14 protein-coding genes are annotated in these 10,181 nt (G+C 72.7%); 11 read left to right on the top strand and 3 right to left on the bottom strand.

The features are described from left to right. Window positions 1-109 precede the first annotated feature (109 nt). The 3 genes from ACZ63J_RS00005 to ACZ63J_RS00015 all read left to right on the top strand — a co-directional run bounded on the left by ACZ63J_RS00005 (window position 110) and on the right by ACZ63J_RS00015 (window position 1,481). Window positions 110-673 (top strand): TetR family transcriptional regulator, encoded by a 564-nt coding sequence (locus ACZ63J_RS00005; RefSeq protein WP_465400695.1) that lies wholly within the window; start codon window positions 110-112, stop codon window positions 671-673. Between the two features lie 68 nt (window positions 674-741). Then, window positions 742-1,071, top strand: coding sequence for a hypothetical protein (locus tag ACZ63J_RS00010; RefSeq protein ID WP_465400694.1), 330 nt, complete (start codon window positions 742-744; stop codon window positions 1,069-1,071). Then, on the top strand, window positions 1,071-1,481 hold the full coding sequence (locus ACZ63J_RS00015; RefSeq protein ID WP_465400693.1) for a DUF6640 family protein: 411 nt from the start codon (window positions 1,071-1,073) through the stop codon (window positions 1,479-1,481). Before ACZ63J_RS00010 ends, ACZ63J_RS00015 begins: the two co-directional genes overlap by 1 nt. A 200-nt stretch (window positions 1,482-1,681) precedes the next feature. Here ACZ63J_RS00015 and ACZ63J_RS00020 read toward each other — a convergent pair whose 3' ends face one another. Beyond that, a complete protein-coding gene (locus tag ACZ63J_RS00020) occupies window positions 1,682-2,632 on the bottom strand; it encodes an NAD(P)-dependent alcohol dehydrogenase (protein ID WP_465400692.1) in 951 nt (316 codons plus the stop codon). Between the two features lie 134 nt (window positions 2,633-2,766). On the opposite strand from ACZ63J_RS00020, the gene ACZ63J_RS00025 reads away from it, so the two are divergent. After that, window positions 2,767-3,390, top strand: coding sequence for a TetR/AcrR family transcriptional regulator (locus ACZ63J_RS00025; protein ID WP_465400691.1), 624 nt, complete (start codon window positions 2,767-2,769; stop codon window positions 3,388-3,390). Further along, window positions 3,383-3,730 carry a TraR/DksA family transcriptional regulator gene (locus tag ACZ63J_RS00030; RefSeq protein WP_465314451.1) on the top strand — a complete coding sequence of 116 codons (348 nt, stop codon included), beginning with the start codon at window positions 3,383-3,385 and terminating at the stop codon, window positions 3,728-3,730. Before ACZ63J_RS00025 ends, ACZ63J_RS00030 begins: the two co-directional genes overlap by 8 nt. 7 nt (window positions 3,731-3,737) lie before the next feature. On the opposite strand, the gene ACZ63J_RS00035 is transcribed toward ACZ63J_RS00030, so the two are convergent. Continuing rightward, window positions 3,738-4,268, bottom strand: coding sequence for a TetR/AcrR family transcriptional regulator (locus ACZ63J_RS00035; protein ID WP_465400690.1), 531 nt, complete (start codon window positions 4,266-4,268; stop codon window positions 3,738-3,740). 24 nt (window positions 4,269-4,292) lie between these two features. Between ACZ63J_RS00035 and ACZ63J_RS00040 the strand changes: the two genes are divergently transcribed. From ACZ63J_RS00040 to ACZ63J_RS00065, 6 genes are all read left to right on the top strand, one after another. Then, the gene (locus ACZ63J_RS00040; RefSeq protein WP_465400689.1) at window positions 4,293-5,291 is read left to right on the top strand and encodes an aldo/keto reductase; all 999 of its coding nucleotides are present in this window, start codon (window positions 4,293-4,295) and stop codon (window positions 5,289-5,291) included. A 69-nt stretch (window positions 5,292-5,360) separates the two neighbouring features. Then, on the top strand, window positions 5,361-5,930 hold the full coding sequence (locus ACZ63J_RS00045) for a TetR/AcrR family transcriptional regulator (protein ID WP_465400699.1): 570 nt from the start codon (window positions 5,361-5,363) through the stop codon (window positions 5,928-5,930). Window positions 5,931-6,078: 148 nt separating this feature from the next. Next, the gene (locus ACZ63J_RS00050) at window positions 6,079-6,636 is read left to right on the top strand and encodes a hypothetical protein (RefSeq protein WP_465400688.1); all 558 of its coding nucleotides are present in this window, start codon (window positions 6,079-6,081) and stop codon (window positions 6,634-6,636) included. 46 nt (window positions 6,637-6,682) lie between these two features. After that, on the top strand, window positions 6,683-7,036 hold the full coding sequence (locus ACZ63J_RS00055; RefSeq protein ID WP_465400687.1) for a RidA family protein: 354 nt from the start codon (window positions 6,683-6,685) through the stop codon (window positions 7,034-7,036). Next, window positions 7,029-7,673 carry a helix-turn-helix transcriptional regulator gene (locus ACZ63J_RS00060; protein ID WP_465400686.1) on the top strand — a complete coding sequence of 215 codons (645 nt, stop codon included), beginning with the start codon at window positions 7,029-7,031 and terminating at the stop codon, window positions 7,671-7,673. The genes ACZ63J_RS00055 and ACZ63J_RS00060 overlap by 8 nt, the downstream gene beginning before the upstream one ends. Beyond that, entirely contained in the window at window positions 7,670-8,626 is a 957-nt protein-coding gene (locus ACZ63J_RS00065; RefSeq protein WP_465400685.1) for a pyridoxal-phosphate dependent enzyme, read from the top strand. The genes ACZ63J_RS00060 and ACZ63J_RS00065 overlap by 4 nt, the downstream gene beginning before the upstream one ends. A 7-nt stretch (window positions 8,627-8,633) precedes the next feature. Here ACZ63J_RS00065 and ACZ63J_RS00070 read toward each other — a convergent pair whose 3' ends face one another. Then, the gene (locus ACZ63J_RS00070; RefSeq protein WP_465400684.1) at window positions 8,634-9,953 is read right to left on the bottom strand and encodes an EAL domain-containing protein; all 1,320 of its coding nucleotides are present in this window, start codon (window positions 9,951-9,953) and stop codon (window positions 8,634-8,636) included. Window positions 9,954-10,181 lie beyond the last annotated feature (228 nt).

Consider the following 10,181-nt stretch of genomic DNA (forward strand, 5'->3'; position numbering starts at 1 on the left):
CCCCCCCCCCCCCCCCCCCCCCCCCCCCCCCCCCCCCCCCCCCCCCCCCCCCCCCCCCCCCCCCCCCCCCCCCCCCCCCCCCCCCCCGCCCGCCGGGTATAGTCCGGCCATGCCGCGCTGGGAACCGGGCAGCAAGGAGCGCATGCAGCAGGCTGCTCTTGAGCTCTTCGCCGAGCAGGGATTCGAAAAGACGACCGCGACCGAGATCGCCGCGCGCGCCGGCGTCACGAGGCGGACGTTCTTCCGGCACTTCGCCGACAAACGCGAGGTCCTCTTCTCCGGCGCGGCGACCGGGATTCCCGAAACCGCGATCGTCGAGGCGATCGCCGCCGCGGACGGCGACCTGATGCCGCTGCGGATGATCGCGTCCGCCGTCGCCGGTTACGACTGGGACGCATTGGCGCCGCGCGCGATGCAGCGTGAGCGCGGCGCCGTGATCGCCGCCAACCCGGAGTTGCTGGAGCGTCAGCTGATCAAGTACGAGACGATCCGGCTCGCGCTCGCCGAAGTGCTGCTGCGGCACGGTTTCGAGGACGCCACCGCGCGCCTGGCCGCCGACGTCGGAATCGCGCTGTGCCGCACCGCGTACGACCGCTGGCTCGATGCCGGCGACGACGTCGGGATGGACCAGGTCGTCGACGACGTTCTCACCACGCTGCGGACCGCCGTCTGAGTTGACGTCACTGAGTGACATCGCTACGGTGATGTCACCCAGTGACATCACTTTGGAGAGGCAAGCCCATGCCAGCAACCCCGGACGCGCCCGCGGCGCAGACGTTCATGGTGGTCGGAGTCCTGCGTGCCGACACGGACATGGCGGAGTTCGCCGCCCTGCGCGACGACGAACAGAAGCAGTTGGCGGTGCTGCGCGCGGAGGGGAGGGTCGGCGCCCACTACGTTTCCCCCGCCCGGCGGGCCACGTTCGTCGAGGTCATCGCCGCGGACGAGAACGGTGCGGCGGAAACGTTGGCAACACTGCCGTTCGCCCGGTTCTTCGAAGCCGACGTCTACCCGACCGCGCCCCCGGACGCGGCGGAGGCCGCCCACCGGGCGCGGGCGTGGCGGGCGTGATGCCCGGCCTCGGGAAGGTCCCGCTCGGCAAGGTGCTCATCTCGCTGTCCGCGGTGGGGACGATGGTCGGTTCGTACGTTGCCGACTGGAACAAGACGCACATCCACAACCCGGCCTGGCCGCCGCACGCCAAGTTCCACAACGCCCAGACGATGAGCATGGGCGCCGCGCTGTCCCTGGCGGCCCTGTACCACTTGTGGAAACCGGGCCGGTCACGTGCGTCAGTGCAAAGCGCGGCGATGATCGCGAGCATGTACGGAGTCACTCAGCTCTCCGCCGGGCTCTACCCGGGAACCGCCAGCGTCGACCCACCCGGCGAAGACACCTGGCCGCAGCTCAAGTACACGTTGCCCAGCCTCGGGCTGGTCCTGGCCGGGTACCTTGTCGAGCGCCACCGGCCGGATCGGTGATTCCCCTGCTGTCGGGGTACTTCATCCGCCACGCCGGAAGGCGGGATCGATGAACTCTCGCACCACAAAGCCATGCTCGCCGCAACACTGACGGTCGCCGGGTTGTCCGCTTCCCGGCTTGCAGTTCCGGGCGGCGGAAGCACGGCGACAAAATCCATTCCAGCGTGGTCTGCGGTGCCGTCCAGACGAAGTGACCCGGCCTACCCGACCCGGACCACGTACTTCCCCCGCACACCACCGGCTTCCAGCGCGCGGTGCGCGTCCGCCGTCTCCGCCAGGGAAAACACCTTGTCGACGGCCGGGCGGAGTTTTCCCTCGGTCACGTGGCGGGCGAGGTCGTCCAGCTCCGTCCGGCGGGGGTTGCCGCTGAACGCGCGGACGCGGCCGCGCCCGTGGGCCGTGCTCGCCGCGATGTAGCCCAGCGAGCTCACCGGCCGGGTCAGGTCGAAGGCGATGGTGACCATGCGGCCGCCCGGTGCCAGCAGCCGGCGGAAGGTCGGCAGGCCGGTGCCCGCGGTGTCCAGGACGACGTCGAACCGGCCCAGCTCCGCGGGCTCGACGGTCCGGTGGTCGAAGACCCGGGTGGCGCCGAGCTCGCGGACGAAGCCGAGGTTGGCGGCGCGCGCCAAAGCCGTGACCTCGGCGCCGTAAGCGTGACCGAGCTGGACGGCCGCGTTGCCGACGCCGCCCGCCGCGCCCCGGACCAGCAGCCGTTCGCCCGGGCGCAGCGCGGCCTTTTCCCGCAACGCCGTCACCGCCGTGGTCGCCACCGGGAGGGCCGCTGCATCCACCAGATCGAGCCCATCGGGAACCAAGCCCAGCCGCCGGGCGGACACCGTGACGTACTCCGCGGCGCTGCCGAAGCCCGAGGTGCGGGCCAGGACGCCCCACACCCGATCGCCGACGGCGAACCCCGTCGTCCCGGTGCCGAGCGCCGCCACTTCGCCGGTCAGGTCGAGCCCCACGCACTGGGGGAACTTCCGGCCGGTGAGCAGGCGGACCCGGCCGGCGCGGGCGGCGAGCTCACCGCCGTTGACGCTGAACGCGCGCACCCGCACCAGGACTTCGCCCGGCGCCGGGGAAGGCCGCGGCACCTGGCCGACGTAGAGCACGCCGGGGTCGCCGTAACGGTCGAAAAGCACTGCCTGCATCGTGGGAGCTCGCTCTCGTCTTGGTCGGTGATCGCGAGCGTAGGCTGGCAAATGGACGAGATCATCTGGTTCTTTCGAGGTGAGAGACAATGCCAGGGGCTTCTTCTCGGATACCGGCCCGCGACGAGTTGCGAGTGGACGCCCGGCGCAACCAGGAGCGCATTCTCGTCGCCGCCCGCGCGGTCTTCGCCGAGCGCGGGATCGACGCGCCGATGGCGACCGTGGCCCGCCGCGCCGGGGTCGGGGTCGCGACCCTGTACCGGCGTTTCCCGGCCCGGGACGCCTTGGTGCGGGCCGCGTTCACCCGGCAGATGGAGACCTGCACCCACGCCTTCGCCGAGGCGCTCGCCGATCCCGATCCGTGGCACGGGTTCCGGCGGCTCGTCGAGACGATTTGTGAGCTGCAGCGCGAAGAACGCGGGTTTCCGGCCGCGTTCCTCGCCGCCTTCCCGGACGCCGCATCGGCGCACGCGCGGTCGCGCGGCCAGGCCGAGCAAGGCCTCGTGGCCCTCATCCGCCGGGCACAGGCGGCGGGGGAGCTGCGGGCCGACTTCCGCCCGTCCGATCTGGCGGTGGTCTTCCTGGCGCACGGCGGGCTCGTGACCGCCCTGCCCGAAGACGCCGCGGCGTCCCGGCGCCTGGTGGCGTACCTGCTCGAGGCGTTCCGCGCCCACCCGGCGAACGGGCCGCTGCCGGCGCCGTCCGCGTTGTCCCTGCTGGGTTTCCTGGCGCCGGCGGACGACGTCGGTCATGGATGACCGCGTCGCGAGCGAGCTGATCGAGCGGGCGCGGGCCGAGACCGCGCGGCTGGCTGCAGCGCTGACCCGGCAGCGGGACGAGATCGTGGCGGCGTCGGAGTTCACCAGCGCCGACGACGAGCACGACCCGGAAGGCGCCACGATCGCCTTCGAACGGGCGCAGGTCCAGGCGCTGCTGCGGCAGGCCCAGGACGACCTCGCGGCGCTCGGGCAGGCGGCCGAGCGCGTTCGCGCGGGGGTCTACGAGATCTGCGAACGCTGCGGCGGCCCGATCGCCGAAGGCCGGCTCACCGCACTCCCGGCGACGCGGATCTGCATCACCTGCGCGAACCGGCGGTGAGGTCCGCTCACACCCCGATGACCGCCACGAGCGCCGCGGCGAACGGCGCCGGGTCGAGGTCGCCGCGCACGGCGAGCTGCTGGGAATAACCGTCGCATAAGGCCACGAAGGCTTCGGCGATCCGCGCCGCTTCAGCCGGCTCACGCTCGGGCAGGAGCCCGGCGACCGCGCCGCGCAGGGCGTCGAGCTGCCGGCGGACGAGCGCGGCGAGCGGCGGGGAGACGGCGGCTTCGGCGTAGATCTGCGCGACCAGCCGGGCGTGGTCCTCTTCGCGCGCCATGGTGCGGATGTGCTCGAGGAACCCGTGCGCGGACGCCGCTGTCAGCTCGGTGGGGAGCGCCTGGCTCGCCTGCTCGCAGATGGCGGTGACGATCTCGTCCTTGCCCTTGAAGTACCGGTAGATCGCGCCGACGAAGAGGCCGGAGGCCTCGACGAGGTCGGTCATGGACGTCCGGGCGAAGCCGTGCGTGGCGAAGCGGGCGCGCGCGGCGTCGAGGATCTGCCGCCGGCGGGCGTCCAGGTCCCGACCGCACCTCACCGCTCGTCCTGTCGGGAGACTTCCTTGCGCTACCAGGTTTTCGGACGTCAGATCGGACTGCGGGCTTCAGAGTACGTGCTGGGCGTGGCGAACTTCGGCTCGGCGCCATCCGCCGCGGGCGTGGCGAGCGGCACCACCTTCGACGTCTCGGACATCTACCAGGACGGCGAGGCCGAGACCGTCCTGGGTGAGCTGCTCGGCCGCGAGCGCGACGACTTCGTGCTGATCACCAAGTACGGCGGAAGCCGGCGGGACGTCCGGCCGGGCACCACCGGCAACAGCCGCCGGACCATGGTCCGCTCGCTGGAGGCCAGCCTGCGGCGCTTGAAGACCGACCACGTCGATGTCTTCATGCCGCACTTCCCCGACGGGGTCACCCCGGTGCCGGAGATCCTGGCCGGCTTCGACGACCTCGTCCGGGCGGGCAAGATCCGCTACGGCGGGCTGTCGAACTTCCCGGCCTGGCGGGTCGCCGGCGCCGCGGTCCGGTCGGAGCTCGGCGGGCACCCGTCGCTGGTGGGCATCCAGACCGAGTACAGCCTGGCCGAGCGGTCCGCGGAGCGGGAGCTCCTGCCGATGGCCGAGGCCCACGGGCTCGGTGTCGTCCTGTACTCCCCGCTCGCCGGCGGGCTGCTGACCGGCAAGTACCGGCGCGGTGAGCGGGGGCGGCTCAGCGGCCGGGCCGGGAGGGAAGCCGAGGGCTCGGCCGTGCTCGACGCGGTCCTGGCGGTCGCCGAAAAGGCGGGGACGGGCCCGGTCCAGGTGGCCCTGGCCTGGCTGCGCCGGCGCGCCGCCGAGGCGCGGACCTCGCTGGTGCCCATCGTGGGGCCTCGCACCCCGGAGCACCTGGCGGGCTACCTCGACGCGCTGGACGTCGAGCTCGCCGACGAGCACCACCGGCTGCTCGACGAGGTCAGCGCCGTTCGGCCGGGCACGCCGCACGAAGACGTGGCGGCCGCGCTGGCGCACGGCATCGACGGCGATCGGCGCCTCCTCGACGTCCCGCTCGTGCCCGCGCAGTGATCGAGACCGGAGATACCGACCGTTCTCTCTGTTAAACTCGAGCGGATGGTGGACAGCACTCGTGGTCAGGTGTCGGAAGCGCGGTCGAGGCTGCTCGCGACGGCCACCCGGCTCTTCTACGCGGAGGGTCTGCACTCCGTCGGGATCGACCGGATCGTCGCGGAGGCGAAGGTCACGCGCGCGACGCTGTACCGGCATTTCCCCGGCAAGGAAGACCTCGTCCTCGCCTACCTCCAGGGTGTCTCGGCGATGGAGCGCGACGGCTTCGAGAAGGCGCTCGCCGGCGACCTGCCCGCGGTCGAGGCCGTGCGGGCGATCGCCCGGTCGATCACCGACGGCATCCGGTCGGCGCACTTCCGCGGCTGCGCCTTCCTCAACGCCGTGGCGGAGTACGCGGATCCCGTGCACCCGGTGCACCAGGCCGTGCTCGCCCACCGCGAGTGGTTCCGCGGGTTGGTCACGGATCTGCTCGCGCAGGTCGGCGAGACGCCGCCGGAGCTGGCGGGGCGGCACTTCGTGATGCTGCGGGACGGCGCGATGGCGTCGGGCTGCCTGGCGGACCCGGCCGAGGTCTGCGACACGTTCCTGCAGGGTGTCGACGGAATCCTGCAGTTCCGGCTCGACTCCGCGGCCGAGTAGCAGTCGTCGTCCCCGAGCGGCTTTCGCGCGTAAGACTTTGGATAGAACGTTCTGTCTTGACAGCGTGCGGCTGGGTCGCCAAGCTGAGTCGAGGTAGAACGTTCTGTCTCGTCGGGGAAAACTCCCCGCAGCTCTGAAGGGGATCATGATGACTACTGTCGACTCGCCCGCCGTCGGTGGGCTCGCACCGGCTCTGCGCCGGTTGTACTTCGTGCGGTTCGCGTTCGCCATCGTGTGGGCGGTCCTGGTGTTCCTGACGACCAAGTCGGGGCTGGGGGCGCTCGGCGTCGCCCTGGTCGTCGTGTACCCGCTGTTCGACCTCGGTTCGGCCGTCGTGGACGCTCGCTCGGCCGGCGGCGGGAGCCCGGTTCGCGGCCTGTACGTGAACATGGCGATCAGCCTGCTGGCCACCATCGGCGTGGGTGTCGCCGCCACTTCCGGCATCCCGGCGGTGCTGCGGGTGTGGGGCGCCTGGGCGATCGTCGCCGGGCTGGTCCAGCTGGTCGTGGGGGTCACCCGGCGCAAGATGGGCGGCCAGTGGCCGATGATCCTCAGCGGCGGCATTTCCGTGCTGGCCGGGGCCAACTTCGTCATCGGCGCGTCGGGGGCGAACCCGTCACTGTCCACTGTGGCCGGTTACGCCGTGCTCGGCGGCATCTTCTTCCTCGTCTCGGCGATCCGCCTCGGGCGCGCCGCCAAGGGGTGACGCGCATCATCTGGACTGTTCGTCCAGGTCCTATACAGTCAGTCTGGTGAGCAACGAGCACCCTTACCCCGCCGCGTTTCGCAGCGGTGACCTCGTCACGGTGTCCGGCCGGCTCGGCGTGACCGCGACCGGCGCGCTGGCGCCCGGCGGGTTCACCGCCGAGTGCGCCCAGGCGTTCGCCAACCTCGACGCCGCCCTGAGGTCGGTGGGGGCGAGCCGCGCGGACGTGGTGAAGGTCGTCGCCTACCTGACCGACATCGCCGACCGGGACGGCCTCAACCGCGTCTACGAAGACTTCTTCGCCGAGCCGCGACCGGCTCGCAGCTGTGTCGGGGCCGCGTCGCTGCCCTACGGCGGCGTGGTCGAGGTCGAAGCGCTCGCCCGGGTGCGCGATGTCTGAGCGCGACGCCATCCTCGCCGCGCTCGCTCCGGTGGCCGACGGCATCGCCGCGACCCTGGGCTCGTTCTGCGAAGTCGTCGTCCACGACTTCCGCCGTCCGGAGGCCTCGGTGGTGGCGATCGCCGGGTCGGTCACCGAACGCGGGGTCGGCGGGGCGATGAGCGAAATCGGCATGGGCCTGCTGGCCCAGGGCGACACCGCCGAGGACCAGCTGAACTACGTCACCCGCACCGCGTCCGGGAAACTCGTGAAGTCCTCGACGATGCTGGTCCGCGACAGCGGCGGCGCGGTGTTCGGCGCCCTGTGCGTCAACCTCGACGTGACGGCCCTGGGGCAGCTGCGGACCCTGGTCGATGAGCTGGCCGACGTCGGGACGGCCGCGGAAGCGCCGACCACGACGTTCGGCGACGACGTCGACGCCGTGGTGGACGCGATCGTCGACGAACACCAGCTGCGCCTGAGCAAGCCGTGGGCCGCGCTGAGCCGCGAGGAACGCCTCGACCTCTTCCGCAGCCTGCACCGGCGCGGCGTTTTCGCCGTCCGGCGGGCGGTGCCGCAGGTCGCCGCCCGGATCGGCATCTCCCGCGCCTCCGCCTACACCTACCTCGCCGAAATCCGCGCCGAAGGAGCACCATGACCCCGCCCGTGACCCTCGACGACATCCGCGACGCCGCCGCCCGGCTGGCCGGGGTCGCCCACCGGACCCCGGCCGTGCGCTCCCGCACCCTCGACGACCTCGTCGGCGCCGAAGTCCTGCTGAAGTGCGAGAACCTCCAGCGCATCGGGGCCTTCAAGTTCCGCGGCGCGTACAACGCCGCGTCCCGGCTCTCACCGGAGCAGCTGGCCAAGGGGATCGCCGCGTACTCCTCGGGCAACCACGCCCAAGCCGTCGCGCTCGCCGCCCGCGAACTCGGCAGCAGCGCGGTCATCCTCGTCCCGGAGGACACCCCGAAGTCCAAAGTGGACGCCACCAGGGGGTACGGCGCCGAGATCGTCACCTACGACCGGTACACCGGCGACCGGGTCGCGCTCGGCGAGGCACTGGCGGCCGAACGGGGCCTGGCGCTGATCCCGCCCTACGAACACCCGCACGTCATCGCCGGCCAGGGCACCGCGGCGCTGGAGCTGCTCGAGGACGCCGGACCGGTGGACACCCTGGTCGTCCCGGTCGGCGGCGGCGGCCTCATCGCGGGCAGCTCGACCGCCGCGAAAGCCCTGCAGCCCGGCATCCGCGTCATCGGCGTCGAACCCGCGGAGGGGGACGACACCAAGCGCTCCCTCGAAGCGGGCGAACGCGTCTCGATCCCCGTCCCGCGGACCATCGCCGACGGCCAGGCCGCTTCGATCCCGGGCGAGCTGACCTTCTCGATCAACCGCACCCTGGTCGACGACATCGCGCTGGTCTCCGACAACGCCGTCCGCGAGGCGATGCGGTTCGCCTTCGAACGCCTCAAGCTCGTCCTCGAGCCCAGCGGCGCGACCGGCCTGGCCGCACTGCTCGACGGCCGGGTGGCCGCGTCCGGCCGGGTCGGGGTGATCATCGGCGGCGGGAACGTCAGTCCCGAGCGGTTCGCGGAGCTGATCGCCTGAGCCCCGGTCAGCCCATCGGGAAGACGCGGCCCACCCACGTCTCGGCTTCCGCGGCCGTCGAGTACGTGGGCAGGTACGGCCCGGAGGCGACCACCACCCCGATGCCGAACAGCAGCTCCGCGTGCGCCTCGGAGAGCACGCCGCGGGCGCCGACCTTGATTCCGAGCTCCTCGGCGCGCTCGACCACCTGGCGGACGGCTCGCACGGCCTGCCGTGGCGGGTCGTCGACCTCCAGTGCGTCGATGATCGCCCCGGTCAGCATCACCGCGGGCGCCGGGACCTCGAGGGCGGGCAGCAGCTCCAGCTCGGCCAGCCCCGTGATGTTGACGATGAACACCACCCCGGCCCCGGCCAGTTCGGCGAGGGAGCCGAGCAGGTCGCCGCGGTCGTCGAGCAGGGACGCTCCGTCCGTGCACAGCATGAGGTGCCGGTGCCGGAGGCCGTTGCGGTCGAGCTCCTGGCCGACGAGGCGCACGAGGTCGCCGTCGATCGCCATCCGCCGCGGCAGGGTCAGGCACACCATGGGCGCGTCGTCGCCGAACCGGGCCCGCCAGTCGCCGGCGGCGCGCAGGCTCTCGGCCAGCAGGTGCCGGCCGAGCGCCACCGTCATGCCGGTCGTCTCGGCGAGCGGGTAGAACTCCTCGGGCCGCAGCTCGCCGAGCTCGGGGTGGCGCCAGCGCAGCACGGCGTTGAGCGAGGTGATGATCGCGCCGTCCGGGAGCACGATGTGCGGCCGGTAGCCGACCGCCATCTCGCCCGAGGCCAGCGCGCCCGCGATGCCGCACGCGAGGCGGTACCGCTCGGCGTCCGCGTGCCCGGCCACCGGGTCGAACAGCACCCACCGGGTCCGGCCGAGCTCCTTCGCGCGGCGCAGCGCGACCTGCGCCGACCGGATCGCCTCCGGCGCGAGCGCCTTCCGGACGTCGACGAGGAAAACACCCACGCTCGCACTGACCCCGACCCCAACTCCGTCTACATAGGACGGACGGCCCAGTGCGGTGATCGCCGACTCCGCGAGCTCTCCCACCGACACTTCGCCGTGTTCGCCGGTCAGCGCGACGGCGAACACGTCACCGGGCAGCAGCGCGAGCACCGCCCGGTGGTCGCGGAAGACGTCCTCGAGCGTTCGGGCCACCCCGGCGAGGAGCTCTTCGGCCGCGTCGAACCCGAGGCCGTCGCGCACCACGGCGAACCCGTCGAGGCCCACCAGCAGCACCACGACCTGGGGACCGGTTTCCGCCGCCAGCAGCCGGGTCAGCTCGGCTTCCAGCACCGCGCGACCGGGCAACCCGGTCACCCGGTCGAGGGAGGCGGAGCTCTCGGGCACCCGCAAGCACCTCCTCGTCCAGCGTCCGCTCCCGCCGGACTCTTCACACCGGCCCCGTCACAATCTACGGGCTCGCCCCGCGCGCCTGCCACTCGCCGCTCGGCGGGGAACCGCGACGGGGCGAGGCTAATGTGTCGGGGGGGGGGGGGGGGGGGGGGGGGGGGGGGGGGGGGGGGGGGGGGGGGGGGGGGGGGTGGGGGGCGGGGCGGAGAGGAGGGGCGGTAGGCG

The organism is Amycolatopsis sp. NPDC104863, assembly GCF_055582965.1.